Below are 26,656 nucleotides of genomic sequence, written 5' to 3'. Positions count from 1 at the left end.
GGAAGGAAAAACGATGAGACGGGTTGCTGTGACGGGTGCTGCCGGACGCGTCGGGACGCTGCTTCGCCCGTTCCTTCGCCAGCATGTGGAGCACTTGCGTCTGATCGATATTCATGAGCCCGCCGAGCTGGCTGAAAACGAAGATTTCGTGCGCGCCGATCTTTCGAAGCTGGACGAGGCAACGGCGGCCCTCAGAGAGGTCGACGGCGTCGTTCATCTTGCCGGCATCGCCAGCGGCGTCGACATGAACGCCATTTTGCAGGCCAATGTGCTCGGGACCTACAATCTCTACGAGGCCGCCAGGATCAACAGGGTCGGGCGGATGGTTTACGCCTCGAGCAACCACGCGACGGGCTTTTATCCGCGCGGCGAAGTCATATCCCCGCTCGATCCCATGCGGCCGGACAGTCCCTACGGATTGTCCAAATGCTGGGGCGAGCTGGTCGCGGGGCTTTACTACGACACCTCAGGCATCCGCTCGCTTTCCATCCGCATCGGCAATGCCGGCACCTATCCCAACAGCGAACGTTCGATCGCGATCTGGATCAGCGCCCGGGATCTCGCGCAGCTGGTGCAGATCGGGCTCACTCATCCCTCGATCGCCGCGACGGTGGTCTACGGCGTGTCCGATACGGACGAAAAATGGTGGGACAACGATCTGGCGAAGCGGCTCGGCTACCAGCCGCAGGACCGGCCGCGCGATCACGCCCGCATCGAGGACGGCGCGGAAGGACGGGTCGCCCGCGCCTTCCAGGGCGGCGGCTTCTGCGAATTCAATCATGACGGCAACATCCGCATGCGCGATGCCGAGGGTCTCGTCAAAGAGCTGGAGACCGTATCGTGACGGCGCCCCGCATCATTGAACCGAAGATCCGTTCTGTGCTGCAGCAGCCGCTGACGGTCGGTGAATCGCCGGTATGGGACGAAGAGACCGGCGCGCTCTGGCTCGTCGACATCCTGGCGCCGGCGATCGTCCGGATCGCGGCGGATGGCAAGGCCGAGCGCTTCGACATGCCGGCGGCGGTCGGCTGCCTTGGGCTTTGCCGCGACGGCAGGATCGTCGTCGGCCTCCAGACCGGCGTTCACATCTTTGACCCGGTTACCCGCCATCTGGAATTTCTCTGCGATCCAACCGGGCGCGAGATGATCGGCCGCCTCAACGACGGCAAGGTCGGCCCGGACGGGCATTTGTGGGTCGGCTCGATCAGCGAGGCCAAGCCGCAGGTGAACGACGCGGCGCTCTTCCGTGTCGGTGCCGATGGCAGCACGCGGACCGTCGCGACGGGACTGACGAGTTCCAACGGCCTCGCCTGGTCGCCGGATGGCCGGCGCATGTATCACTCCGACAGCCGGCAATGTTTCCTGCAGGCCTTCGATTTCGATCCCGGGACGGGAAAACTCGGCGAAGGGCGCCGCCTTCGCAGCTTCACCGAAGAACAGGGCCGGCCGGACGGCGCGACGACCGATCGCGACGGGTTTTACTGGAGCGCCGGCGTTTCCGCCGGCCGCCTCAACAAAATATCGCCTGAAGGCGAGATCGTCGAAATCTACATTCTGCCGGTCGCAGCACCGACCATGCCGTGTTTCGGAGGGCCTGATTTCAGCACCCTCTATGTCACGAGCCTGTCGACCGACCGGACCGGTCGTTTCGAGGCGGGCACGGTCATCGCCTTCGACGTGGATGCGGAGGGATTGCCACCCTTCCGCTTCGGCAAACAGTCATCTTGATGGAAAGCGAGCGGGGTAGAAAAATGAGCATCGCGAACATGCGCAAGGCGCTTACGGGGGTATCGGGCGTACCTGTCACGGCTTATGACGGCGGGGGCGAAGTCGAACCCCGAATTACCGCGAAGGTTTATGCGCGGGTGGCGGCGGCGGGCATTCACAACATCGTCGCAGCCGGCAATACCGGGGAATTCTACGCGCTGACGCCGCAGGAGATCCGGATCGTCCACGAAGCGGCGGTCGCAGGCGTCGACGGGCAAGCGCCGGTGACGGCGGCGGTCGGCCGGTCCCTGCGCGAAGCGATCGGCATGGCCAGGGACGCTGCCGCGATGGGTGCATCGGCCGTCATGTCGCATCAGCCCGTCGATCCTTTCGCGGCACCTTCGGCCCAGATCGACTATTTCTGCAATCTCGCCGATGCGTCCGCCCTGCCGCTCGTCGCCTATGTCAGGGCCGAGGGTTTCAGCGTCGCGGAGATCGTCCGCCTCGCCAATCACGGCAATATTGCCGGCATCAAGTTCGCCACGACCGATCTGATGCTGCTGTCGCGCGCGATACCCGCCGCCGATCCCAATGGCGCGCTCTTCGTCTGCGGCCTGGCGGAAAGCTGGGCGCCGACCTTCACCGCGGCCGGCGCGCGCGGCTTCACGTCAGGTCTCGTCAACGTCGCGCCGAAACTTTCGCTCGCCGTCCACGACGCGCTTGAAAACGGCGACTTCGCCGCGGCGAGAGCAATCGTCGGCAAGCTCGAACCCTTCGAGCGGATGCGAACCAAATTCCGCAACGGCGCAAACGTGACGGTCGTGAAAGAAGCCGTCACCTATTCCGGCCTCGATGTCGGGCCGGTCCGCGTGCCGGGACTGCCGCAGCTCGATCAGCAGGACCGCGAGGAGCTGCATCGCCTGCTTCGAGGCTGGGAGGCCGAGGGCGACATTCAAACACAACCGGACCGGCAGGCCGTGAAGGCTGCCGGCTGAATTCGAACATTCTTCTGCAAGCAACAGGCGCGGGATGGCGCCACGAGATTGGGAGGTCTTGAGATGCTGAAACAGCTATTGACGACGATCGCAGTTACCGGTGCCCTGATGGCGGCGCAGCCGAGCCTGGCGGCATCGCCGCCCAACATGCTGGTGATCGGGACGAATCTGACCGGTATCCGGACGCTCGATCCGGCCCAGAACAATGCCCGCACGGTCTCCGAGCTGATCTCCAACCTCTACGACAACCTCGTGCAACTGTCGCCGGACGATCTGAAGACGTTGAAGCCGATGCTGGCGACGCAATGGAGCGTCTCCCCTGACGGCAAAGTCATCACGCTGACCCTGCGCGACGATGCGGTCTTTCAGAGCGGCAACAAAGTGACAGCCGAGGATGCGGCTTGGTCGATCCAGCGCGTCATCAAGATGGGCCAGGTCGGCTCCACCGATGTCGCGCTCTGGGGCTTTACTTCAGACAACGTCGAGAAGCTCGTTCGCGCCAAGGACGAACACACGCTGGAGATCGAGCTGCCGCAGGCCGTCAACACCGACCTCGTGCTCTATTCGCTGGCCGGCTCGTCGATCGGCATCGTCGACAAGAAAACGGTGCTGTCGCATGAGGCGAACGGCGATTTCGGCGGCGCCTGGCTTTCGGCCAACTCCGCCGGCAGCGGTCCGTTCAGCCTGGCGCAATGGCGTCCGAACGATGTGGCGATCTTCAATGCGCAGCCGAAATACTGGGGCGGCAAGCCGGCCATGGCCCGCGTCGTCGCCCGCCACATCCCGGAATCCGGCAATCTTCGGCTCCAGCTCGAAGCAGGCGACGTCGATGTCGGTCAGTATGTGGCAAGCGGCGATCTCGATGCGCTCGCTACCAACAAGGACGTGGCAATCGAAAACGTTCCGGGTCTCGGCTTCTACTATATCGCCCTCAACCAGAAGGATCCCGATCTGCAGAAGCCGAAGGTTCGCGAGGCCTTCCAGCATGCCTTCGACTGGAAGGCGATCTCCGGCAACATCATGCGCTACACCGGCTTTCCCTGGCAGTCGATGATTCCGCGCGGGATGATCGGCGCGCCCGAAGAGGCAGCCGTGCGCTATGACTACGACCCCGCCAAGGCCAAGCAGCTGCTGGCGGAGGCCGGATATCCCAACGGCCTGAAGAAGGTGCTCAATCCCTCGGGAGCCCCGACCTTGCCCTTCGCGGAAGCGCTGCAGGCAAGTGCGCGCGCCGCCGGTTTCGATCTCGATCTCGTGCCGGGCGAGTTCACGCCCGCCTTCCGCGAGCGCAAATTCGAGGTGCTGCTCGGCAATTCCGGCGCCCGCCTGCCCGATCCCTTCGCTGTCGCGACGCAATATGCCTTCAATCCCGACAATAGCGACGAGGCGCGCCTCGGCAGCTATTATCTCTGGCGGACGGGCATGAAGGTGGACGAGCTCAACACGCTCATCGACCAGTCGATGCGGGAGCGCGACACGGAAAAGCGCACCGACATCTTCAAGAAGATGGACGGCATCTATGCCGGCATGGCTTCGCCGCTCGTCATCTTCTTCCAGCGAACCGACCCCTATGTCATGCGCGCCAACGTGAAGAATTATCACGGGCACACGACATGGTCGACGCGCTGGCACGATGTGACCAAGGAGTAGCGCGCGTGGCGAATGCCGATCTGACATCGAAGCGGGAAGGCCGCCAGCCGGGAGGGAGCGGGTTCGCCGAGGCGGCCCCGCACCCTCTGCTGAGCCTGCTGCGGCGGCTGGCGGGACGCGCGGTGGCCGTCGTGACGACGCTGCTCGGCCTGCTCTTCCTGACCTTCTCGATGGGCCGCCTGCTGCCTGCCGACCCGGTGCTTGCTATCACCGGGGCGGAAGTCAGCAAGGAGGTTTACGACCGCGTCTATAACGAGCTCGGCCTCGGGCAGCCGATCTGGATGCAGTTCCTCTCCTATGTCGGGAAGATCGCCACCGGCGATCTCGGCATGTCGGCGACGACAGGCCAGCCGATCCTGACCGATCTGATGACGATCTTTCCTGCCACCATCGAGCTTGCCATCATCGCGATGATCATCGGAGCGATCGTCGGCATTCCGTTGGGCATCACCGCTGCGGTCCGGCGCGGGACGATCATCGACCACATCGCCCGCATCGTCGCCCTTGCCGGCCATTCCATCCCGATCTTCTGGACCGGCCTGATGGCGCTTTTCATCTTCTACGCCAAGCTGAAGCTCGTCGGTGCATCCGGCCGGGTCGACGTCTTCTATGAAGGCCTCGTCACGCCCGTGACCGGTTTTCTCTTGATCGATGCGGCAATCGAGGGCCAGTGGGACGTGTTCCACAATGCGCTCGGTCACATCATCCTGCCGGCGGCAATCCTCGGCTATTACTCGGTCGCCTATATCAGCCGCATGTCGCGAAGCTTCATGCTGGAGCAGCTGAGCCAGGAATATATCATCACCGCCCGGGCAAAGGGGCTCGGCACCCGCAAGGTCGTCTGGCGCCATGCCTTCCGCAATATCCGCGTGCAGCTGCTGACGATCCTGGCGCTGACCTTCGGCGGGCTGCTCGAAGGGGCGGTGCTGATCGAGACGGTTTTCGGCTGGCCAGGGCTTGGCCAATACCTGACGCGCGGGCTGCAGATGAACGACATGAACGTGGTGATGGGCTCGGTGCTGACGATCGGCGCCGTCTTCCTGACGATCAATATCCTGTCCGACGTCCTCTATCGCATCCTCGATCCGAGAACACGGTGACGCCATGACGATCTCCACCGAAGACGCAGACACCACCCATGCCGGCGGCTTTCGCAACTGGCTGCACGCGCCCGAGCCTCAGGGCTGGTTCCAGTCGTCGGCGCAGCAGATCCATCAGGGCTGGCTGAAGTTCAGCCTGCATCCGCTCGGCCTCGCCGGCCTCGTCATCATCGTGCTGCTGATCGTCGTAGCAACCGCCGCTCCCCTGCTCACGAGCTACGATCCGATCGTTCAGGACATGGCGGGGCGGCTTGCGCCGCCTTCCGCCGAACATTGGCTCGGCACCGACAATTTCGGCCGCGACGTCTTTGCTCGGGTGATCTACGGCGCCCGCACGACGCTCTACATCATCATGCTGGTCACGATCATCGTCGCACCGCTCGGCCTGCTGATCGGCACCTTCTCGGGCTATTTCGGCGGCATCGTCGACGAAATCCTGATGCGCATCACCGATATCTTCCTCTCCTTTCCCGGGCTGGTGCTGGCGCTCGGCTTTGCCGCCGCTCTCGGCCCCGGCATCACCAATGCGATCATCGCCATTTCGCTGACGGCCTGGCCGCCGATCGCGCGCCTCGCACGCGCCGAGACGCTCAGCCTGCGCAAGGCGGATTATATCGCCGCCGTGCGCCTGCAGGGCGCAACGTCGATCGCCATCATCACCCGCCACATCCTGCCCATGTGCATTCCCTCTGTGATCGTCCGCGTCACGCTCAACATGGCCGGCATCATCATCACCGCCGCCGGCCTCGGCTTCCTCGGCCTCGGCGCACAGCCGCCATGGCCGGAATGGGGTTCGATGGCCGCCAGCGGCCGCGAATTCATGCTCGACAGCCCCTGGGTGATCGCCGCGCCCGGCATCGCCATCGCGCTCGTCAGCCTCGCCTTCAATCTCGTCGGCGATGCGCTGCGCGACGTGCTCGACCCGAGAGGTTCGGAATGACAGAGCCCCTGATCGATATCCGCAATCTCGAAATCGCCTATGGCGGAGGCCACATGCGCGCAGTGCGCGGCGTGAGCTTTACGCTCGGCCAGGAAAAGCTCGGCATCGTAGGCGAATCCGGATCGGGCAAATCCACCGTCGGCCGGGCGATCATGAAACTGCTGCCCCCGACAGCACAGGTCAGCGCCGAGCGCATGCGCTTTCACGACCTGGATCTCCTCAAGGCGAATGAGCGGACGATGATGACGATCCGCGGGCGGCGGATCGGCCTCATCCTGCAGGATCCGAAATATTCGCTCAATCCTGTCATGCGGATCGGCGAACAGATCGCCGAGACCTACCGCTTCCATCATCCCAAGGTGAGCGCGAAAAAGACCTATGCTCAGGCGCTCGACATGCTCGAAGCCGTCCAGATACGCGATCCCGAGCGCGTCGCCCGCCTCTATCCGCATGAAATATCCGGCGGGATGGGCCAGCGCGTGATGATCGCCATGATGCTGATCGCCGAACCGGAGGTGCTGATCGCCGACGAGCCGACCTCGGCGCTCGACGTGACGGTCAGGCTTGAGATCCTGGCGCTGCTCGACGAACTCGTTTCCCGCCGCAATCTCGGCCTGATCTTCATCAGCCACGACCTCAACCTCATCCGCAATTTCTGCGACCGCGTCCTCATCATGTATGCCGGCCGCGTCGTGGAAGTGCTGGAGGCGCGCGATCTCGACAAGGCCAAACACCCCTATACGCAAGGGCTGCTGGCCTCGCTGCCGACGATCGAGGATCCGCCCGCCCGGCTGCCGATCCTGAAGCGCGATCCGGCCTGGCTGAATGATATGACAGCGGAGGCGTCGCGATGATCCGGATCGACAATCTCACCATCCGCTTCGGGCACGGTCAGCGGCCTGTCGTCAAAGACGTGAACCTCGCCATCGAGAGCGGCACGGCGTTCGGCTTGGTCGGCGAATCCGGCTGCGGCAAGTCCACGGTTCTCCGGGCGCTCTCTGGCCTCAACGCCAACTATGACGGTCGCATCGCTCTCAACGGCGAGGCGCTGGAGCGGCAGCGCAGCCGGCTGTTCTATCGGCGGGTGCAGATGGTGTTTCAGGACCCATATGGGTCGCTCCATCCGCGCAAGACCATCCGCTCGCAGCTGCAGGAACCGCTGCGCAACCAGGGGCTGGACAGGAATTCCGTCGATGTGAACGCGGTGCTGCGATCGGTCGGCCTCGATCCGGCGCTCAGCTACCGATTTCCGCACCAGCTCTCCGGCGGTCAGCGGCAGCGCGTGGCGATCGCCCGCGCCCTGATGCTGAACCCCGACGTCCTGCTCCTCGACGAGCCGACATCGGCGCTCGATGTCTCGGTCCAGGCCGAAATCCTCAATCTCCTGCAGGACCTGCGCAAGGAGCGTGGCCTCACCTATCTCCTCGTCAGCCACGACCTCGCCGTCGTCTCCCACATGTGCAGCCGCGTCGCGATCATGGAGGCGGGCGAGATCGTCGAAGAGGTCGATATCGAGGCCTTGCGAAGAGGCGCGGTAGACCATCCCTATTCGCAACGTCTGCTGCGGGCGAGCCGGATGTATGGTAGGCGTAGGCCCGCGCCTCATCGGAACGACAGGATATGACCGCCTCGCCTCTCTTCCTCGGCCTTCCCGATCGCCTTACCGACGGCCGCGCGCCCCGGGCCGTGATCTTCGCAGCCGGTCACGGCAGCACCTATCCCGGCAAGGACAGCGGCGGTTATGCGCTGGCCGCCAACGCCATCCGCGCTGCAAGCCAGGACGATGCCCCGCTCGTCGACCATTGGGATTTCGATCTCGACGGCCCTTTGTTCGACGGCAAGCCTATCTCATGCATCGACGCCGGCGATATCGACACCATCATGCATGACAATCCAGGCAACCGGGCGCGGATCGAGGCTAAGACGCGCGAGATCCTGTCGCTGCCAGCAGTGCCGATCCTGATCGGCGGCGATTGCTCCGTGACCATTCCCTTCCTCGCCGCCTTTGCGGATCGCGGGCCGGTCTGGGTCCTGCAGATCGATGCCCATATCGATTGGCGCGACGAGCTGCATGGGGAACGCTTCGGGTATTCGAGCCCGATGCGCCGGGCAAGCGAGATGCCGCATGTCGCCGGCATGGTGCAGGTCGGGCTGCGCAGCGTCGGCAGCGCTCGGCCGGCGGATGTCGAAGCGGCGCGGGCCTATGGCAGCCGCTTCGTCACCGCCCGCGAAGTTCATGCCCAGGGCGTCGAAGCCGCCCTGCGCCATATTCCCGAGGGAGTGCCGGTCGTCGTCACCCTCGACTGCGACAGCCTCGATCCCGCCATCATGCCGGGTGTTGCGGCGCGCACGCCCGGCGGCCTCACCTATACTCAGGTGATCGACCTGATCGCGGGCCTCGGCAGGCGGGCTCGGATCGCAGGATTCGATCTCGTCGAGTTTTATCCTCCAGCCGATATCGACGGCCTTTCGGCCCTCACGGCGGCACGTATCCTCGTCAACGCCATTGGCGCCATCGTGCGGCAGGCTTGACCCCGGACGTCGACTACGCGGGCACAAAACACAGCGACGGTCGACCGACTATTCAAAGAGAATGATGCTTGCCGGCGTTGGCGGCATCGGCTTGACCATGACGCCCGCAAGGCCCGCCAGTCTGGCCATCTCGGTCAGCTCGCTCTGCGTATAGGCTTGGCCAGCCGGCGTGCTGGCGAGCATCTCCCAGGAGAACGCCGCGGGAAAAGGCGGTGACACGCCATCTTCGTTCGGCACGAAATCGACCGCAACGATCCGGCCATCCTTTGCAAGGCTCGCATTGATCTTTCGCAACAGCCCGGCGCATGTCGGCAAGTCGAAATGGTGCAGGAAATTCGGGAGCAGGACGAGATCATAGTCCGTGCCCCAATCGACGTCGAAGGCACTGCCGGCGATGGTCCGATACCGATGAGCCACACCGGCTTTATCCGCGTTCTGCTGCGACAGCTCCAATACTGCGGCCCAGTCGACAGCAACGATCTCCGCCGATGGGAAGGCCTTCGCGATTTCGATCCCGAAAACGCCGGGACCCGCGGCGATGTCCAGAACCTTTTTGGGAGATATCGCCCAGCCGGAGATTTCGTCGGCCAGCAGTTTGGCGCTGAGCCCGGTGAAGGAGCCCATGCCGCGCGCAAATTTCAGCCAAACGGGGTTGTCCGCCGACATATTCGCAAGCCCGGCCGAACCGCCGTTGCGCACGACCGCGGCCGGATCGCGCAGAAAATTGTCCAGTATTTCGGGTGCGGCGACGAATTCGATGGCGGAACCCATATAGGCCGGCGAATTACGATCGAGGAACATTCCGGTCGCGGGCGTCATTCGGTACTGTCCGCTCTCCTTTGTCAGGAAACCATGGACCACGAGATAGTCGCACAGGATGCGCACCCCGCGCTCCGAGGCGCCTATTGCCGACGCCAGCAAGGTCGCCGTTTTGCCTTCGCCGATATGCGTAAAGAGATCGAGCTCGATCGCCGCCCTGATCGCCGCCGTCTTTCGGCACGCAAACAGTGCATCGACCACGAGTTCGGGCGACACGACGCCGGCATGGGCGTCCCCGACGATTGTTTCCATGAGATCCCCCGAGCCATCGATCGTTCCTGCCTGGCAGCGACAGCCGCGGAAATTATGCGTACATCCGCATATTCTACAATACCTACCACGCTAACCCTATCGGGTGCCCTCTCCGTGATGGCCGGCCTGTCTCGCCGCCCCCGTTGTTCGAACCGTTCTTCTCGACGGCAGACAGATCCTCCTGACGGGCAGCCGCCCGGGAAGACTCTGTAGAGAAGGCGTTTGCTGAACATTTTTCGCCTTGAACCAATTCGAATTGCCGCCCGCGATCCTGTGAGATACTGGCAATCCATTTTGCGACCATCACTTGTCTACTAATTTTCGATGCGCTAATTTATACAAGAATGAGTTGCATCCGTTAGTGCCGGCTCGATCGGTGCAGATGGATGCAGAAGCGATACCTTCGGATGTCCGCATGATCTGGAACCATCGCATTACACGCATCATTGTCGGCCTGCTGCTGCTGGCACTCGTGACTGTCGTCTCATTGCCGGCGATCACCGGCTTTACGAGCCTTGATGGCACGGTCAATGCCCGGTTCGCGATCGTCAATGCCCCAATCGACGGCACGATTGCGGAAGAGCCCCTTAAGGTCGGCAGCCCGGTCAAAGGCGGACAATCTCTCGCAGAAATCAGAAATACGCGCGTCAATCGCGCAATCCTCGCTTCGCTCGAGGCGGATCGCAACACGGCGCTCGACCGCGTCGCGGCACTGAAAAAGGAACGGGAGGAGCTCTCGGCGCTTCGCGACGAACTGTCTACCCGATTGGAAGTCTACAGGCAGACCACCATTGCCAATCTCGAACGCGAAGTCGAAATCCTGCGGAAGAAGGTCGAGGTGTCGCAGGCTCAGGATCTGGTCGCTCAGGTCGACCTGAACCGCCGAATGGCGCTCGAGTCGAAAGGCATCCTGACGCAGAAGCTGGTCGAGGCCGCGCGAGCCGCCGGAGCTGCGACCGGCGGCGAGGTCGAAATCAGCAATCTCACCGTCGATCAATTGCAGCAAAGGCTCAATGCGGTCCGCCAGGGCATCTTTGTCTTCGGCGACGGGCAGAACGACGTGCCCTATTCGCGACAGCGCGAGGACGAGGTTGTCGTTCGCATCAACGACCTGAACTCGCGCATCGCGGAAAATGAGACACGGGCCACCGAAGTCCAAAAGCAGCTGGCCGAAGAGAGAAACCGCGTCAGCAGCCTCGAATCCGCAACCGCGATAGCGCCCTTCGACGGCGTCGTCTGGAGCAGGAGCATCGTCGACGGTTCCAACGTCGTGCTGAACAACGAGCTGGTACGCCTGCTCGACTGCCGGGAGCTGTTCGTGGATATCCTCGTTCCCGAGGTCAATTATGACGAGATCTATCCAGGGCTTGTTGCGCAGGTGCGCTTGTTCGGCCGCAGCGATGTCTTCAAGGGTACGGTCATTTCCGTCAGGGGCAGTTCGGCTTCCGTCGAGACCGATTCCTTTGCCGCTAGCTTGCCGCCATCGACGCAACGCAACGCCCGCATTCGGGTTCGCCTCGATCCGTCCTTCATGAACGACGACTTTGCGAATTTCTGCCAGGTAGGGCGCACGGTGCAGGTACGGTTTTCCAAGCACGGCATCAATGTAACCAACTGGGTCAAAAACCTGTGGTTCAGTATCTTGTAGCGCTGGTCCCAACGCTGTTCGTTTTGGCCTTCTTCTTCCTGGGGCCGTTCAATTGGTCGCGCCATCACACCTGGACGCGGGCGGTGACCTGCACGTTTGTCGCGGCGGTCGCACTGCGATACATGTTTTGGCGCCTGACGGAGACGGTGCTTCCCTATCCCAACGACGGTCCGAGTTTCTACTGGGTCTGGATCCTCTTTATCGTCGAGGTTCTGGCCTGCATCGAAGTCATCCTTTTTCTGGTCTTGATGAGCCGCTATGTCGACCGGAGCGCCGAAGCGGACAGGCTGGCGCGCGTTTTCTTTGCGCGGGAGCAGCGTGAACTGCCGACCGTCGATGTTTTCATTCCCACCTATAACGAGCCGCTCGACGTGCTCGAGCGAACCATCATCGGCGCTCTGTCACTGGATTATCCCGCCGACAAATTGAATGTGTATGTGCTTGACGATCAACGCCGGGATTGGCTGAAGACCTATTGCGAGGAAAAGAACGCCATCCACGTCACGCGCGGCGACAACAGCCATGCCAAAGCAGGCAATATGAACAACGGGCTGAAGGTCAGCTCGGGCGAGTTTATTGCGATCTTCGACGCCGATTTTGTTCCCTATCGCCATTTCCTTCGCCGGACGCTGCCCTTCTTCGTCGATGAAAGCATCGGCATCGTCCAGACGCCGCAACATTTCTTCAATGTCGATCCGGTGCAATCGAATCTGGGCCTGGAGAATATCTGGCCGGACGAGCAGCGTCTGTTCTTCGACGAGATCGCGCCGAGCCGCGACGCCTGGGACGTCAGTTTCTGCTGCGGCTCATGCTCGATTGCCCGCCGCGAGGCCATCGATGCAATCGGCGGATTTCCGACGGAGTCGATCACGGAAGACTTGTTGACAACCCTTTCGATGCTCAACAAAGGCTACAAGACGCGCTACCTGAACGAGCGGCTGTCGATGGGACTGGCCGCCGAAAACCTGACCGGTTATTTCGTGCAGCGCGAACGCTGGTGCCAGGGGGGTATTCAAACCCTGTACCTCTATAATGGCCCGCTGCGCGGCCCGGGATTGACGCTCTTTCAACGGATCATGTTCCTGCCGGCATCATGGCTGGTGCAGTATCTGGTCCGCTTCACGATCTTGCTCGTCCCCATCGTCTATCTCTGGCTCGGCCTGCTCCCGCTCTATTTCACCGATATCGCCGATTATGTCTCTCATCAGGTGCCGCTGCTGGCGGCGTATTTTCTGCTGATGCTTTGGATCACGCCGACGCGCTACCTGCCTGTGATATCCAGCGCCGTCGGGACCTTTGCGACATTCCGAATGTTACCGACCGTGGTTTCCAGCCTGGTGAAACCATTTGGCAAGCCCTTCAGGGTGACGCCGAAGGGCAGCGGCAACGAGGCGAACCAGTTCGACCGCTACAGCTTCGCCTGGATCGCAAGCATGATCACGGTCACCGTCGTTGGTCTGCTGGTCAACGTCGTACCGGAAACGTCGAATGTACAGGGTCAGTTTTCGCCGGTCGCGGCCTGGTGGTCAGGGATCAATATCGTCGTCCTGCTCATCGCGTCACTCATCTGCTTTGAGAAGCCTCGGCGGCTGTTTCATGCGTTCAAGCTGGATGAACCGGCTATCGTCGACGATGTCCCTGGCCAAATCGTCAGTTTGGCGCTGGACAAGGCGGTCGTTGCAGTCCCTACCATGGCCCGATTTCAATCCAAATCGGTCATGTTGAAACTCCCCGGCTTCGCCCCGTTCGAAGCCGAGCTCGGACAGGTCACTCAACGGCGACGGAGCATAAGCCGTGGCGGCGACAAACAAGCCTATTACCTGCATCTCTACTTCGAACTCAGCGGCGCTGCGCGCGACAGCATGATTGTGAAACTCTACACCGGTCAATATTCGCGGGACATTCGCGACATAGACAAGGTTGCCGTCTCTCTCAATCTGCTGTTGCGGTCATTCGGGCGAACGCGCACTTTTTAGCCTGGCGCGTGACAACGTGGGGACGAAGTCGAAACTTCAATGCATCCACACATATACACGATACTATCATTGCGATCTGGAAAACCACTATCTCCTCGGTCGAGTGGCATTGACCGCGACACGTTGTGCGATCATTATTCAGTATTATCTAAATTAGATGCCATCTTTTGATTAGATCGGAACCAAGCAGGCGCAGATGGATTGGCAGGTATCTCAAAGGGACTCTTTGGAAGGAGAGGAAAGGATGCCGGGCGGCGACGCGACACAGTCTGCTTCTGTCGAAACTCATCTCCTTGCCGGTACCGACGAGCTCGTTTCCCTTTATGACGAGAGCTTTCATCTTACCGAGCGCTCGGCAAAGCATCGGCAAACTTATGACGTCGATTCTCTGGTCGAGGCCACCTTGTGGCATGTCTATCCGGAACTCCTGGCCCCATCGACGAAATCTGCGGTCGAATTCGTGCTTTCGAGCGGATTGCCGCGAAACATCGAGGTGGCAAACGCAAAGACGGGAGATCAGCGTACACTGACGGTTTTCCGCAGCCCTCGCGGCTTGGGCGTTGTCGAGGCGGACGGCAAGTCGAGCTTGCGCGGGACGTATAGTCCGGCTGAAAACGACCGCGCGCTTCTTTTTCACCAGGCGACCCACGACGCATTGACTGGGCTGCCGAACCGGCGGCAATTCAGCGATCAACTGCGCAGCGCCCTGCCGGTATCAAAGGGGGTAAAGTTTGCCCTCATGCAAATCGATCTCGACGATTTCAAACCGGTCAATGACACATTGGGCCACGGCGCCGGCGACACCGTCTTGAAGATGGCTGCCGAGCGCATCAGGAACGTGCTTGGTGAGCAGGAATTCGCTTATCGATTGGCCGGTGACGAGTTCGCCGTCATTCAGCGAAGAAACGATCAGCCGCGGGAGGCGGAGCGCTTGGCAGAAGCGCTCGTCGGCGCTTTCAGGGCGCCGTTCACGGTCGAGGGCATCAATGTCTTTGTCGGCGCAAGCGTCGGGATTGCCGTTGCCCCGTCGGATGGAAACGAATTCGAACAGCTCATGAAGGCGGCGGACATCGCCCTTTATGCGGCCAAAGAGGAAGGCAGGCACAGGGCAAGGAAGTTCAACCGCTCCATGCTCATGGTTCTGGAACAGCGGGAGACGCTGCGCCGCAGTTTGCGAACCGCTCTTAGAGACGGTCAGTTCTTCATCGAATACCAGCCGCTCGTACAACCACCTTTTTCGATCGTCGGCTTTGAAGCGCTGTTGCGGTGGCGTCATCCGGTCGTTGGCATCATCCCGCCCAATATCTTCATTCCCATGGCCGAGACGGACGGTCTGATGAGCGAAATCGGTCAATGGACCCTTGAACAGGCCTGCCGCGATGCAATGTCGTGGCCGCCCCATTTTACGGTTGCCGTCAATCTCTCGCCGGCGGAATTTCTGCACGCAGGCCTTACCGACCGAATTGCGCAAACCCTGGACCTCGTCGGCATCCGCCCCGACCGCCTTGAACTCGAGATCACCGAGTCCGTGCTGCTGGAGCGCACCATCAACAATCTCGACACGCTCAATACGTTAAACATGCTGGGCGTGCAGATTTCGCTCGACGATTTCGGTACCTACTATTCCTCTCTCAGCTACCTGAAGAACTTCCCCTTCGATACGATCAAGATCGACCAGTATTTCATCAAGGATCTTGAGAGCGACAGCAAAAGTCAGGCGATCGTCCGCTCCGTCATTGCGCTCGCCCATGGGCTCGGCATGAGCGTCACGGCCGAAGGTGTGGAAACCGCGGAACAGGCCGCCTGGCTCAAAAAAGCAAAATGTGACCGGCTTCAGGGATATTTCCTTGGCAAGCCGATGCCTGCCGAAGAGATCGGTGCTTTCGTCGGCAGGATCATGCAGCCCGTCCCCTTCGAAAATTTCCCGATTTCCAGATCAATGCCGCCTTTAGATCCTCGGCGAGCGTGAGCATCGGGTTCTTGAACTCTCTCGGACGGGGATATGGGAAGGAGGAAACGGCATGAATGCAGTCAGCGACATGTCAGCGGAAGCGGCCTTCAAGCCTCTTCTGCGGTTCGAGATGGATATGGCGACATTTCTTTCCGACTGGCAGCATTGCGATCAGCTGTCGACCTTCGTGGCGCGGATGATCAGCCACAATCGCACCGATCCCATTCGGCATTCGAATTTCTTCTCGTTTGCTCTCAACGAACTGCTGGAAGTATCATTCCGCGGCGCTTCCCCGCAGGGTTCGATAGACTGCGCAGTCTATCGGCGCGATGCGACGGAACGCGTAAGGCTCAGTTTCACCTGCCCCGCCGAACAGCGGGAATTCTACCGCGAGGCGGTATCGCGAACCCGTCAAAAAGATGCGCTCGCGCGTTATCTCAGCGCCATTTCAATAGACCAGGCGCCCAACAGGGAAGTCATTCTTCTCGATCTGGCGATCAACTTCGATGCGCGTCTGCGTCTGGAGGAGCCCGCCCCAGCATCCATAACGCTGGTCGTCGACCTGCCGCTTGAAGGAAGCACACTTTGAGCACGGCCCCCTTCCTTGCGGAATTCGACTCCAACAGCCAGGAATTCTTCCTGGCGGGCGTGATCCGGCCACACTCCGTCGACGAGATAGGCTCCAGCCTCTGCATTTTCAGGAACGCAATCGACGATGTCCGAGGCGTTCTCTACATCAATATAAAACGCCTTGTTCAGATGAATAACACTGCATTTCAGGCTTTTGCCCGCGTTGTGCTGGACACCTGCCGGACAAGGACCGACCTTCGTTTCGTCGTGGTGACGTCAAGCGTCGTCGGCTGGACCGAGCGCATGTTCAAGCACCTCGGCAGCCTCGAGCCGCGGGTCACGGTGGAGGTCTATGATGCCGGATTTTACCCCGGGCAGAGCTTCGTCGAGGATCCGAGCTTCATCCCGATATTGCGCACACAAACCAAGATGACCTGGCGCCACGAGCGCACCATCCTTCCCCGTCACGGTATGCGGCCGGGGATTGCGATGGCCGATATCTGCTGCGGCATCGGTGATTTCGCCATGCTCGTCAAAAAGGAGTTCCGGCCGAGCCGGATCGTGGCCCTCGACCATTCCAGAGCAAGTCTTGCCTATGCCCGCGACATGGCCGCCAGCTTCGACGTTGCCGATATCGAATATACCTTCGGCGACGCCTCCGAGATGCTGCTCGAAGACAACCAGTTCGACCTGGTGACTTGCCGTCACTCGCTCCAGATATTCAATCGGCCGGATGTGCTTCTCAAGGAGCTCTTCCGGATCTGTAAGCCGGGCGGGCGGGTATACATCACCAACGAGAAAAATTCGCACTGCCTGGGAGAACCCCGCTCACAGAGCATCCAATGGACCTATAATGAAGTGGCAAAGCTCTTCAGCCACTTCGAAATGGACGTGGAACTCGGCCCGAAAAGCCGCCGATATCTCACCGACGCCGGCTTTGACAATATTCTCGTCGAGTCTTTCATGGTCACCAATCTCGACGGCGACCCGCAGGACTTTGCCGACGTCATCTCGGCTTGGGAAAATGTTTATGCCGGAGAAATGGCTGTCAGGCGCGGCGATTCCTCCGATTTCATAGAACGTTTTCGACTGGGTTTCAGGGACCATATTTTTGCCGCCCTTCATCCGAAGGGCTATGCCGGCTGGCCAATCTGGGCGGCGTCCGGACGCAAGCCATCATGAAGGCAGATCGGCACGTCGCACGTTTTGGCTTGAACTCGTTTCGTGCGAAGTTCGTCCTCGTCGTCGGCAGCGCCGTGCTGTTCGACCTGCTGGTGACCGGAGGTCTGGCGCTTTGGAACGTGCAAAGGCTCTCTCGGGATGCCACCGCCGAGGTCGGCCAAGGCCTGGAGGAAGCCAATCAGGGCTATATCCGATCCTACGCGGAAGTAACCGCTGAACATGTGAACCTGCTGCTCAGCCAGGTCCACTCCGACGTCGCCACATTGGCGGGGGTTCTTCAGGAACAGATCGATCGTCCCGCCAGAGAAACCCAGATCGGTCAGGCCATGGCTCTCGCTTCTCCGGAAAGCGCCAAAGTCGTCTACGATGAGAAAGGGGGATGGGCTCAGAACCTGCCGGGCTCGCCATCCGTCGTCAGCATCTGGGGTTATCTGCTGGGGCCCGATCACCGCCCCTTGCCTGATGTCCAGAGGGACATCGATAACAGTGCCGTTCTCGACCTGGTCGCGCCCAGCCTGCTGTCGGACGGCCTGTCCAAGCTTCAGATGTATTATATCGGCCCGAAGGAGCGTCCGATCTTCAGGACGGCGCCCTACACGGAGCAGGCCCAGACCTTCGACAAGCTCTATCCGGGCCACAACAGCGCGGAGTTCTGGACCTTTTTCTTTCCCGGACTTTACGAGTCGTGGGAGGGATGGGGCAGAGGCGAGGAAAAACGGCTGGCCGGCAGCGAGATTACGCAGACGGCGCCTTACACGGATGCAATCACCGGCAAGCTCATCGTCAGCTTCTTTCAGCCGCTCTGGTCCCCCGACCGTAAGAAAGTGGCCGGCGCTGCCGGAACGGATATCACGCTCGACCAGCTCGCCGGCATCGTCGAGAACGTCAAGGTTGCCGATAACGGCTTCGGATTCCTGGCCATGTCGGATGGAAACGTCGTGGCCATCAATCCGACCGGCGAGAAGATCATCGGATTGCGTGCATCGAACAATCAGGGCGGCGAAGGCGTCACGGGCCTGAACCGTTCGCTGAAAGGAAGTACGCAGCCGGAAGTGGCGCAACTGCCGCTGGGTGAGGATGGGCTGTTACGCCATATTCTCCTTGATGAAAATGGCGAAAAGGTTCCTTACCTCGTCGTCCTGAAACAGCTGCAGCCGACGAACCTTTGGGTTTCCGGCCCCGTCGGACGCGAAGCCATGCTGCTTGGCATTGTCGTGCCGGAGCGGGAGATCTACGCTTCGCTGTTTGCCGCCCAAGCCGGAATTTCAAAGGCGACAAATCGGATTCTGATCTACCAGATCCTGGCGCTTCTGGTATCGCTGTGCTTTGTCATCGCAGCCGTTTTTGCCATATCGAAGCGCATCACCCGGGGCATCAGCTCGCTCGCCGAAGCCGCCAAACGCATCCAGGCGAAGGACTACTCCGTGCGGGTGGACATCCCCACACGCGATGAGGTCGGAGAAGCGGGATTGGCCTTCAACCGCATGGCTGAGCAGATCAGTTTCCATACGGAGAATCTTGAGCAGCTTGTCGAGGACAGAACGCAGGAGATCGAAGCAGCCAACCAGCAAATCTCCACCTTGAACAGACAATTGCGCAGCGAAAACCTGCGCTTGGGCGCGGAGCTTGCGGTTGCGCGCCGGATCCAAATGATGGTTCTGCCCAAGACCGGTGAATTGGAAGAAATTCCGGATCTGGAAATCTCTGCTTACATGCGCCCCGCCGACGAGGTTGGGGGCGACTACTACGATGTCCTGAGGGATGGAAAGCGGCTGAAGATCGGCATCGGTGACGTCACCGGACACGGCCTGGAAAGCGGCGTGTTGATGCTGATGGTCCAGTCGATCGCGCGGGCATTGCAGGAGGCCGGCGACATGGAGCCTTCTCAGTTTCTGAACAGCGTGAACCGAGCCATTTATAAAAACCTCGTCAGGACCAGCACCAACAAGCACCTTTCCCTCGCCTTTCTGGACTATGATGGAAGACGCCTGACGCTGTCGGGCCAGCACGAGGAGCTGATCGTCGTGCGCAAGTTCGGAAAAGTCGAGCGGATCGACACGCTCGACCTCGGCCTGCCGATCGGGCTGGAACCGGATATTTCATCGTTCGTGGCGACACGCGAGGTATCCTTTGACCGCGACGATATCATCATTCTGCACACCGACGGCGTGACCGAGGCCGAGGGTCACAATGGTGAACTCTTCGGCATCGAGCGGCTTTGCGATAGCGCCGGCCGGCGATACGGCTTGAGCGCCGAGGACATGAAGATCGGGATCATCGAGGATTTGATGGCGCATATCGGCACGCAGAAGATCCATGACGACATCACGCTCGTGGTTATGAGGCACAGGTGAAGGGATGACGATCCTATATGGACTGGAAGATCTGGCGATCGGAACGGGCGAGAATATTACGCGGCTGCGCCTTTTCGAGGGCCCCCTCGATCTCGGTTGGAAACATTGCGCGATCACCTCGGATTTCGTCGCCGAGTTCGTCGCCTTGCGCTACCGCACATCCCATAGCCTCTATAGGGAGGTCCGGCATAATGTCGGTTATCTCACCAACGAGCTTGTGGAGAATGCGGTCAAATTCCGCGCAGCCGGCGAAATCGTCGTGGAGGCTTCGGTTGAAAACAACGTCTTTCGCGCAAAGGTCTCCAATCTTGTCGATGAGGAAGCGTCCCGGAAATTCCAGCATCTGCTGTCGCAAATCACCATCAGTGATCCGGGCGACCTCCTCATCGAGAAGATAGAGGCAAATGCAAGAGACGCGGATTCGACCATCTCTGGTCTTGGGCTTCTCACTCTCATGAGTGACTATGGCGCCCACTTTGCATGGGTTTTTGGTGCGGAGAAGCCGGACGGCAGAATTCCGCTTGAAACCTACGCATCCATCACAGTTCCAGATGCCTCGAATTAACGAGAGAGTGAATATGGAAATCAAGGAAGAAGAATATCAGGTCTGGTCGGAAGGTACGGAAATTTACTTCGACGGAATCATGCGCCTGCCGAATACGGAAGCCTATGCGCCCATCTTTTCCCTTGTCATGAGTATTCTGGAGGCCGCTCCGGATCGCGTCACCGTCGACCTTACAGGCTTGCAATTTCTCAATTCTTCCGGGATCAACCTGCTCGCGAAGCTGACAATCGAAGTCCGCAACAAGCCGAATGTCCAATTCACGGTACGCGGAAGCTCGGAATATCCGTGGCAGTCGAAATCCCTTCCGAACTTGAAGAAGCTATATCCGGGCGTGGATCTCAGGCTCGCCTGAGCGGAAGCCTCGGAGACACCAATTATAGCCAATCACCGATTGTAGTCCCGCGACGAGGCGCGGGAAGCGCAACCGGGACAACCGGGCGCTCCGTTGCGACGGTTTTTCTTATGTCGCGTGGGCTGAGCCCGAATTCGTGGCTGAAAGCACGCGTAAAGTTGGCAGCGGCGTTGAAGCCGGCGGCCTCGGCGATCTCGGAGATTTGCCTGTTGTCGGCCGGGTTGCTGAGATCCGCATAGGCCTGCAGCAATCGACGTTTGCGAATGTAGTTGAAGACGCCCCCGCTCGCTTCGAACAATTGATAGAGCCGCGTGCGCGAGATACCCAACGCACGGCACATGGCGTCGGGGGTCAGATCGTCTGAATGGAGGTTGAGGTAAATGTAGCGGTGCGCCCGCTCCATCATGCCCATGCCGGTCTGGATCTGGCCCGTATCCGGCCGTGCGGACGATGCGACGCATGCGACGATCATATCGGAGATCGTTTGTACGACCCGCGGCACCTCCCCAGCGGTTAGACTGCTCAGGTTTGCTTCCAGGCCAGTCATGTAGCTTATAAGCAATTCGGCCAGGCTGCCGGACAGAACCGTATTGTTGCCCCCCTGGAGAAGGCTCGCATTCGCAGCCAGCAATTCATAGGGCAAGAAAACAAGCACGGCGACGGAATCAATCATTCGTCCGCGATAGGGATGACCGAGAGATGTGAAAAGCGCCTCACTGGGACCGACTTCCGTGACGCGACGGTTAACCTCGGTCCAGGCCCGGCCGCTGCGAAACAGGCCGACGCTCCAGTGGTCAATAGGGCTCGAGCGCAGCATGGTTTGATCGCGAATGAAACTGTATGCCTGCGCGCGCTGCTGAATGATGAGGACGTCGCCAAGACGCCAGCCAACCTGTTTGGCGAGGAAGCCGTCGTCCGCCGAGCTTGGGTCCGGCAGACGGACATCGACGAGCGGCGCCATATGCGCGCGCCAGGCCTGGAACTGCTCTTTCGGCGGCAGATCCTGCGTCGAGAAATGCAAGGGAACCAGCGCAGGGGGGACATCCAGGCGATGTTCCTTTTGTATGGCAGGCTCGCGCGGCCACCGCCGCCGCTCCCTTTGGTCCGGCCGTTCCTGTTCCTCGGGGAGGTCATTTCCAGGTTCGGACTCCTTACTCATCCAATCCCTCCCGCGCATGCCGATCCAGGCTTCTGAAATTGAGAGCGAAACAAACGTTTTCGCGGGGCTGAACCCTCCGTGCCGTTCCATCTAGAGCATGATGCCGAAAGTGTGAGCGGTTTTCGGACGGCAACATGCTCTAACTCTTTAATTTAGAACAGGATTCAGGTTTTAGGCCAAAGAGCCTAAAATCATCCTGTTCCAAGACGGCGGCAACGTTACGTGTATAAATCATCTATCATATTCTAATCCGAGCAGAAATGTACGAAATGATAATTTACGGGATGCGAAGATAACGACAAATGCGTGCGGATCCTGTATCTAAATAAGCAATGGTTGAGGCCATAGCAGTTCCGAGATTCAGCAATATCTCATGTGGCGACGCAAGGTAGTTGCAGAGCACTTTCAAGTGCGAAGCGACACTAATCAAAAGAAAACATGGCGACCGCGAGAGGATAGTCGTGACTATCCGAGTGATATTCCTGCAAGCTTTGGACAAGCTTTGGCCTACGATTGAATTCTTCTCGATACGAACCGCAGAAGAATTCTTGTTGCCAGCAATGCGAGGTTCGCCCGATCGCATTTTATGGAAGACGCTCCTGATGCCGGATGGGCGGGTGACGGTGGAGCGAGGGGTTGCGCGCAGCCGAGGCGCTATCTGTGTCTATGCGTAATGAGCCGAGGCTTGCACGCAACCCCTATCTATTCGACGCTTCGAGAAATTTTACACGAACCTGCGCTTTCATGTGCAGAACGGAGGCTAAGATGACCACCATAAGCAACGAGAAACAGATAGAATTGAACCCGATTTCGAGCTGCAGAAGCGCAGTCGAAGTCGCCATGGTGGAAATGCTCGTGAATTTGCAGAAACGCGGCTGGCTCGCAGAGGAACTGGCGCTGGCGCTCGCAGATGCCTCCGAAGACCTCGTGATGCTCATCGCGAACAAGAAGCCTCGATCGCATTAATAAGCCGATCGCTTCGGCGTCTGCGGTGTTATCCGCCGCAAGAATAGCCCACCTGCTTGCCACTTTCCATGAGGCCGGCTTTGCCTGCGGCGGGTAAATCCGCTGCAGGTATCGTTCGCTGGGATGTTTATCCTTCTTTGAATTCCACCTTCATCTCAAGAACGATCAGGGATGGCCATCGCGAGCCCCGCTGGCCATTGTCGCACCGGAAGCGCCTCGCCACCCATATTCACGGATCCGAGCAATGGCGTAGTGGAAAGCCGTGACTGCCCCGGCAGCCTGAGTTCACTGACAAGCGCTTCGTCCGGCTTCGGTCATACAACGTGACATCACCCTGCCGCGTCCTACGGTTCGCGAATTGCGTTATCGAGGCCACGCAGCAGCGGATACAGGAAATAGGAGATCACCGTTCGTTTGCCGACCTTGATTTCCGTAGATACGGTCATACCGGGAAGCAGTCGCACCGGGACATCTGCGGCATTCAGCCGGGTATCGGCAAGCAGGATCCGCGCCTTGAAGAAGGGGGCGGCAGGCTGGCTCGGGGTCTCCGTCTGCTCCTGTTGGCCGGTGAGGAACGTGTCCTGGCTGATGGTTCTCACCTCGCCCGAGGCTGTGCCGTATTTCTGGAAAGGATAAGCGTCGAGTTTGACGCGGGCTTCCTTGCCGACAGCCACGCGGCCGATGTCGCGGGTGTTGATCGAGACTTCGGCTTCGAGCGGCACGTTGATCGGCACCAGGGTCACGATCGGTTCGGCTTCTCGCACCACCGAGCCGATGGAGCGCTGGGCGAGATCGAGCACGACCGCATCGGCGGGCGCGGTCAGCGACACCATGTTGCGGCGCAGTTCCATCTTCTTCAGCTCTTCATCGGCCATGTCGCGCTGGCCGCGCAGCTCCACCAGCTGCTCCATGGCGGCGCGGCGAAAATCCTCGATGAAGGCCTGGCGGTCAGCCCGGAGCTTGGCATAGGCGTGGGCGGCCTCGTCGGCCTTGCCGCGGACGGCGGTCAGATCGGATTCGACGTCGAGACGGGCGTCGCGCGAACCGAGCATGGTGATCAGCGAGCCGCTCTGTTTGTCGTAGAGCCGGGTGCGCGCGCCTTCGATCTGCGAGAGCGTGTCGCGCCGGTCGATGAGCACGGCCTCCTGGTTCTTGCTGGCGGCAAGTGCGGCCGACTGGCCGGCGATCTGCTGCTCGAAATTCTGCAGCTGCGCCATATAGAAGGCCCGCCGCTGGCCGAAGAGCTGCACTTGCAGCATCTCGTCCGGGGTGTTGCCGGCCATGACAGTGTAGTCGTCGCCGGCAAGCTCGGCCTCGATACGCCGCACCTGGGCGTCGAGCGCGGAGAACTTCGCCTGCTGCTGGTCGACATCGGCCTGGCTGAAAGTGGCGTCGAGGGTTGCGAGCGTCTGCCCGGCATGCACCACCTCGCCGGCCTTCACGTCGATCGTGCGGATGATCGAGGTTTCGAGCGGCTGGACGACGATGGTCGGCTGCGTGGTGACGAGTTTTCCCGGCGCAATGACCACCTCGTCGATGGAGGAGACGGAGGCCCAGGTGATGACCGCGGCAAGCAGCGCAGTGACGCAGTAGAGCGTCATGCGGGCAACGCGCGGCGGCGCGCGTTCCTCGAGCTCCACCGCATCGGACTGGAATTCCGCGATTGCCGGCGGCAGCGGCGGGCGGGCCACAAGTTGCCCGCCCCTGCCTGAGGGACCCTTGTCTGCAGGCCTCTTCTCTGTGGGCACCGGCATGTTTTCGTCGGATTTTCTGATATGCGCGTTCATGCGACCTGCCTCATCTGCTGGGACCACAGGTGGCGGTAGGTCATGCAGCGCGACACCAGCTGATCGTGCCGGCCAATATCGGCGACCTTGCCCCGCTCGATGACGAGAATGGCATCGGCGTCGACGAGTGTCGAAAGCCGGTGCGAGACGATGATGACGGTGCGGCCGGCGGCGATGCGGCTGAGGTTTTCGCGGATGATCGCCTCGCTGTCGGGGTCGAGCGCGCTCGTCGCCTCGTCGAAAATCAGCAGCTTGGGGTCGGTGATCAGCGCGCGGGCAATTGCCAACCGCTGCTTCTGGCCTCCGGAGAGATTGGCGGCGTTCTCCTCCAACATCGTGTCGAAGCCGCGCGGCAGCCGCTCGATGAATTCCTCCGCGCCGGCGACACGGGCGACCTCCATGATTTCCTCGATGCTGGCATCGGGCTTTGCGGCGGCGATATTATCGCGCACCGTGCCGCGAAACAGGAAATTATCCTGCAGCACCACCCCGATGCTGGTTCTGAGATGAACCAGGTCGATTTCGCGGCTGTCATAGCCATCCATGCGCACCAGCCCCTCCTGGCTCTGGTAGAGCCCCTGGATGAGCCGGGTGATGGTCGTCTTGCCCGAGCCGCTCTTGCCGACCACGCCGAAGACCGAGCCTGCCGGAATGGCGAAGGAAACATTGTCGAGCGCAGGTGCTGCGTCGGGCGCATAGCGGAAGGTGACCCTGTCGAATTCGATGCGGCCATGCAGATGCGGCCTGACCCCGCGCCCGCGGCCCGCCTGTTCCGGCCGCTGGTTCATGATCTCGCCGAGCATGCGCACGGACAGCGCCACTTCCTGATATTCATGCACCATGGTGACGATCTGCACGAGCGGCCCGGAGACGCGGCCGGCGAGCATGTTGAAGGCAACCAGCGCGCCGATCGTCATCGCGCCTGAGAACACGTCGAGCGCGCCAAGCCCGATGATGGCGACGCTCATCAGCTTTTCCAGAAGCCCGGTCAGCGACTGGGCGATGGTCGAGATCTTCTCGACGCGGAAGCGCACGGAGATGGACTGGGCCGAATAATCGTCCCAGACCTTGCGTTGGCGCGGCTCCAGCGCCAGCGATTTGACGGTGCGCATGCCGTGCACGGTTTCGACAAGCAGGGCCTGCCGGTCGCCTTCGGCCTGGTAGAGCGCCTGCAGGCGGCGCTGGAACGGCCCGACGAGCATCATGACTGCCAGCCCGACGAGCGCCGCGAAGCCGAGCACGACGAGCGTTAGCTTGACGCTGTAGAGAAGCAGGATCGGCACGAAGACGAAGAGCGAGACGCCGTCGAGAAGCGTCAGGAACAGCCGACCGGTCAGGAATTCGCGGATGCGCCCCGTCTGCTGCATATGCTTGACGAGAACGCCGGCAGACGCCTGCTCGAAGAGTGCGATCGGCAGGTTGAGCAGATGGCCGAAGGTGCGCGTCGCCACCCGGATGTCGATCCTGTTGGTGGCGTAGAGCAGCAGATATCGGCGCAGGAAGCTGAAGGTCGCGTCGAAGACGAGCGCCACCGCGATACCGATCGTCAGAACCGTCAGCGTCGCATAGCTCTGATGCACGAGCACCTTGTCGATGACGAGCTGGAAGAACATCGGCGTCGTCAGCCCGAGGCCATAGAGCACGAAGGCGGCGAGCGCCACATCGCGGAAGAAGCTGCGCTGCTTGATGATCTCGGGGATGAACCAGCGGAAGCCGAAGGGCCGGTCCTCATCGGACATGCGATAGTTGCGCTTCAACAGAACCACCGATCCGAACCAGGCCTTGGAGAATTGCTCCTCGCTCAGCAACATGACTTCTTGGCGGGCGGCAAGCGGGTCGAGAACGCGGATCCTCTCGTCCTCGCCCTCCCCGATGGCGCCGGCGATGACCACCCAGTTGCCGTTCGAAAGTTCGGCAAGAGCCGGGAAGGCCTCGCCGAGGTGGAACAGGCTTCGCCAGTCGAGGGTCAGATGCCTCGCCCTGAGGCCGGCATCCTTGGCCATCCGAAGCATCTGCCGCACGGCCACCGGATCGTTGCCGACGGCATAATCGTGCTGCAGTCGCTCAGGCGAAAGATCGACGCCGTGATGACGCGCAACGAGCGCAAGACAGTGCAGGTTGGTATGCAGAAAACCACTCATGGCCCACCCG

At 60.7% G+C, this 26,656-nt stretch carries 22 protein-coding genes; 18 read left to right on the top strand and 4 right to left on the bottom strand.

The window, feature by feature from the left end:
- Positions 1–13 precede the first annotated feature (13 nt).
- The 9 genes from ATY76_RS16425 to ATY76_RS16385 all read left to right on the top strand — a co-directional run bounded on the left by ATY76_RS16425 (position 14) and on the right by ATY76_RS16385 (position 8,924).
- The gene (locus ATY76_RS16425) at positions 14–844 is read left to right on the top strand and encodes an NAD(P)-dependent oxidoreductase (protein WP_088675789.1); all 831 of its coding nucleotides are present in this window, start codon (positions 14–16) and stop codon (positions 842–844) included.
- Positions 841–1,728 (top strand): SMP-30/gluconolactonase/LRE family protein, encoded by an 888-nt coding sequence (locus ATY76_RS16420; protein WP_088675788.1) that lies wholly within the window; start codon positions 841–843, stop codon positions 1,726–1,728. The genes ATY76_RS16425 and ATY76_RS16420 overlap by 4 nt, the downstream gene beginning before the upstream one ends.
- Before the next feature lie 23 nt (positions 1,729–1,751).
- Positions 1,752–2,702, top strand: a complete 951-nt coding sequence (locus ATY76_RS16415; protein WP_088675787.1) for a dihydrodipicolinate synthase family protein — start codon at positions 1,752–1,754, stop codon at positions 2,700–2,702.
- 63 nt (positions 2,703–2,765) lie between these two features.
- On the top strand, positions 2,766–4,352 hold the full coding sequence (locus tag ATY76_RS16410; RefSeq protein ID WP_088675786.1) for an ABC transporter substrate-binding protein: 1,587 nt from the start codon (positions 2,766–2,768) through the stop codon (positions 4,350–4,352).
- Between the two features lie 5 nt (positions 4,353–4,357).
- Positions 4,358–5,452 (top strand): ABC transporter permease, encoded by a 1,095-nt coding sequence (locus ATY76_RS16405; RefSeq protein ID WP_088675785.1) that lies wholly within the window; start codon positions 4,358–4,360, stop codon positions 5,450–5,452.
- A gap of 4 nt (positions 5,453–5,456) precedes the next feature.
- On the top strand, positions 5,457–6,392 hold the full coding sequence (locus ATY76_RS16400; protein ID WP_088675784.1) for an ABC transporter permease: 936 nt from the start codon (positions 5,457–5,459) through the stop codon (positions 6,390–6,392).
- Positions 6,389–7,246, top strand: a complete 858-nt coding sequence (locus ATY76_RS16395) for an ABC transporter ATP-binding protein (protein ID WP_088675783.1) — start codon at positions 6,389–6,391, stop codon at positions 7,244–7,246. The genes ATY76_RS16400 and ATY76_RS16395 overlap by 4 nt, the downstream gene beginning before the upstream one ends.
- The gene (locus ATY76_RS16390) at positions 7,243–8,016 is read left to right on the top strand and encodes an ABC transporter ATP-binding protein (RefSeq protein WP_088675782.1); all 774 of its coding nucleotides are present in this window, start codon (positions 7,243–7,245) and stop codon (positions 8,014–8,016) included. Before ATY76_RS16395 ends, ATY76_RS16390 begins: the two co-directional genes overlap by 4 nt.
- Entirely contained in the window at positions 8,013–8,924 is a 912-nt protein-coding gene (locus tag ATY76_RS16385; RefSeq protein WP_088675781.1) for an agmatinase, read from the top strand. Before ATY76_RS16390 ends, ATY76_RS16385 begins: the two co-directional genes overlap by 4 nt.
- A 48-nt stretch (positions 8,925–8,972) precedes the next feature.
- On the opposite strand, the gene ATY76_RS16380 is transcribed toward ATY76_RS16385, so the two are convergent.
- Positions 8,973–9,995, bottom strand: a complete 1,023-nt coding sequence (locus ATY76_RS16380; protein WP_088675780.1) for a class I SAM-dependent methyltransferase — start codon at positions 9,993–9,995, stop codon at positions 8,973–8,975.
- Positions 9,996–10,410: 415 nt separating this feature from the next.
- On the opposite strand from ATY76_RS16380, the gene ATY76_RS16375 reads away from it, so the two are divergent.
- From ATY76_RS16375 to ATY76_RS16340, 8 genes are all read left to right on the top strand, one after another.
- A complete protein-coding gene (locus tag ATY76_RS16375; RefSeq protein WP_088676076.1) occupies positions 10,411–11,643 on the top strand; it encodes an HlyD family efflux transporter periplasmic adaptor subunit in 1,233 nt (410 codons plus the stop codon).
- A complete protein-coding gene (locus ATY76_RS16370) occupies positions 11,625–13,619 on the top strand; it encodes a glycosyltransferase (protein ID WP_088675779.1) in 1,995 nt (664 codons plus the stop codon). The genes ATY76_RS16375 and ATY76_RS16370 overlap by 19 nt, the downstream gene beginning before the upstream one ends.
- 244 nt (positions 13,620–13,863) lie before the next feature.
- Complete coding sequence (locus ATY76_RS16365; RefSeq protein ID WP_088675778.1) at positions 13,864–15,588, top strand: EAL domain-containing protein; 1,725 nt, start codon at positions 13,864–13,866, stop codon at positions 15,586–15,588.
- Between the two features lie 52 nt (positions 15,589–15,640).
- On the top strand, positions 15,641–16,159 hold the full coding sequence (locus tag ATY76_RS16360) for a ubiquinone biosynthesis methyltransferase UbiE (RefSeq protein ID WP_088675777.1): 519 nt from the start codon (positions 15,641–15,643) through the stop codon (positions 16,157–16,159).
- Entirely contained in the window at positions 16,156–17,322 is a 1,167-nt protein-coding gene (locus tag ATY76_RS16355) for a class I SAM-dependent methyltransferase (RefSeq protein ID WP_088675776.1), read from the top strand. Before ATY76_RS16360 ends, ATY76_RS16355 begins: the two co-directional genes overlap by 4 nt.
- Complete coding sequence (locus tag ATY76_RS16350) at positions 17,319–19,676, top strand: SpoIIE family protein phosphatase (RefSeq protein WP_088675775.1); 2,358 nt, start codon at positions 17,319–17,321, stop codon at positions 19,674–19,676. Before ATY76_RS16355 ends, ATY76_RS16350 begins: the two co-directional genes overlap by 4 nt.
- 4 nt (positions 19,677–19,680) lie before the next feature.
- Positions 19,681–20,241, top strand: a complete 561-nt coding sequence (locus ATY76_RS16345) for an ATP-binding protein (protein WP_088675774.1) — start codon at positions 19,681–19,683, stop codon at positions 20,239–20,241.
- 13 nt (positions 20,242–20,254) lie between these two features.
- Positions 20,255–20,593, top strand: coding sequence for a hypothetical protein (locus ATY76_RS16340; RefSeq protein WP_088675773.1), 339 nt, complete (start codon positions 20,255–20,257; stop codon positions 20,591–20,593).
- A gap of 22 nt (positions 20,594–20,615) precedes the next feature.
- Here ATY76_RS16340 and ATY76_RS16335 read toward each other — a convergent pair whose 3' ends face one another.
- The gene (locus tag ATY76_RS16335) at positions 20,616–21,752 is read right to left on the bottom strand and encodes a helix-turn-helix domain-containing protein (RefSeq protein ID WP_088676075.1); all 1,137 of its coding nucleotides are present in this window, start codon (positions 21,750–21,752) and stop codon (positions 20,616–20,618) included.
- Between the two features lie 765 nt (positions 21,753–22,517).
- Between ATY76_RS16335 and ATY76_RS16325 the strand changes: the two genes are divergently transcribed.
- Positions 22,518–22,718, top strand: a complete 201-nt coding sequence (locus tag ATY76_RS16325; protein ID WP_088675771.1) for a hypothetical protein — start codon at positions 22,518–22,520, stop codon at positions 22,716–22,718.
- Between the two features lie 344 nt (positions 22,719–23,062).
- On the opposite strand, the gene ATY76_RS16320 is transcribed toward ATY76_RS16325, so the two are convergent.
- Entirely contained in the window at positions 23,063–24,505 is a 1,443-nt protein-coding gene (locus tag ATY76_RS16320; RefSeq protein ID WP_088675770.1) for an HlyD family type I secretion periplasmic adaptor subunit, read from the bottom strand.
- Positions 24,502–26,646, bottom strand: a complete 2,145-nt coding sequence (locus tag ATY76_RS16315; protein ID WP_088675769.1) for a peptidase domain-containing ABC transporter — start codon at positions 26,644–26,646, stop codon at positions 24,502–24,504. Before ATY76_RS16315 ends, ATY76_RS16320 begins: the two co-directional genes overlap by 4 nt.
- Positions 26,647–26,656 lie beyond the last annotated feature (10 nt).

It is taken from the genome of Rhizobium sp. R339, assembly GCF_002211395.1.
GTDB lineage: Bacteria > Pseudomonadota > Alphaproteobacteria > Rhizobiales > Rhizobiaceae > Rhizobium.
This window is presented reverse-complemented; position numbering and strand designations above follow the sequence as displayed.

Coding starts and splice junctions, on each gene's coding strand:
- ATY76_RS16425 (WP_088675789.1), top strand. CDS start 14: ATGAGACGGGTTGCTGTGACGGGTGCTGCCGGACGCGTCGGGACGCTG.
- ATY76_RS16415 (WP_088675787.1), top strand. CDS start 1,752: ATGAGCATCGCGAACATGCGCAAGGCGCTTACGGGGGTATCGGGCGTA.
- ATY76_RS16410 (WP_088675786.1), top strand. CDS start 2,766: ATGCTGAAACAGCTATTGACGACGATCGCAGTTACCGGTGCCCTGATG.
- ATY76_RS16400 (WP_088675784.1), top strand. CDS start 5,457: ATGACGATCTCCACCGAAGACGCAGACACCACCCATGCCGGCGGCTTT.
- ATY76_RS16395 (WP_088675783.1), top strand. CDS start 6,389: ATGACAGAGCCCCTGATCGATATCCGCAATCTCGAAATCGCCTATGGC.
- ATY76_RS16390 (WP_088675782.1), top strand. CDS start 7,243: ATGATCCGGATCGACAATCTCACCATCCGCTTCGGGCACGGTCAGCGG.
- ATY76_RS16385 (WP_088675781.1), top strand. CDS start 8,013: ATGACCGCCTCGCCTCTCTTCCTCGGCCTTCCCGATCGCCTTACCGAC.
- ATY76_RS16380 (WP_088675780.1), bottom strand. CDS start 9,995: ATGGAAACAATCGTCGGGGACGCCCATGCCGGCGTCGTGTCGCCCGAA.
- ATY76_RS16375 (WP_088676076.1), top strand. CDS start 10,411: ATGATCTGGAACCATCGCATTACACGCATCATTGTCGGCCTGCTGCTG.
- ATY76_RS16365 (WP_088675778.1), top strand. CDS start 13,864: ATGCCGGGCGGCGACGCGACACAGTCTGCTTCTGTCGAAACTCATCTC.
- ATY76_RS16360 (WP_088675777.1), top strand. CDS start 15,641: ATGAATGCAGTCAGCGACATGTCAGCGGAAGCGGCCTTCAAGCCTCTT.
- ATY76_RS16350 (WP_088675775.1), top strand. CDS start 17,319: ATGAAGGCAGATCGGCACGTCGCACGTTTTGGCTTGAACTCGTTTCGT.
- ATY76_RS16345 (WP_088675774.1), top strand. CDS start 19,681: ATGACGATCCTATATGGACTGGAAGATCTGGCGATCGGAACGGGCGAG.
- ATY76_RS16340 (WP_088675773.1), top strand. CDS start 20,255: ATGGAAATCAAGGAAGAAGAATATCAGGTCTGGTCGGAAGGTACGGAA.
- ATY76_RS16335 (WP_088676075.1), bottom strand. CDS start 21,752: ATGAGTAAGGAGTCCGAACCTGGAAATGACCTCCCCGAGGAACAGGAA.
- ATY76_RS16325 (WP_088675771.1), top strand. CDS start 22,518: ATGACCACCATAAGCAACGAGAAACAGATAGAATTGAACCCGATTTCG.
- ATY76_RS16320 (WP_088675770.1), bottom strand. CDS start 24,505: ATGAACGCGCATATCAGAAAATCCGACGAAAACATGCCGGTGCCCACA.
- ATY76_RS16315 (WP_088675769.1), bottom strand. CDS start 26,646: ATGAGTGGTTTTCTGCATACCAACCTGCACTGTCTTGCGCTCGTTGCG.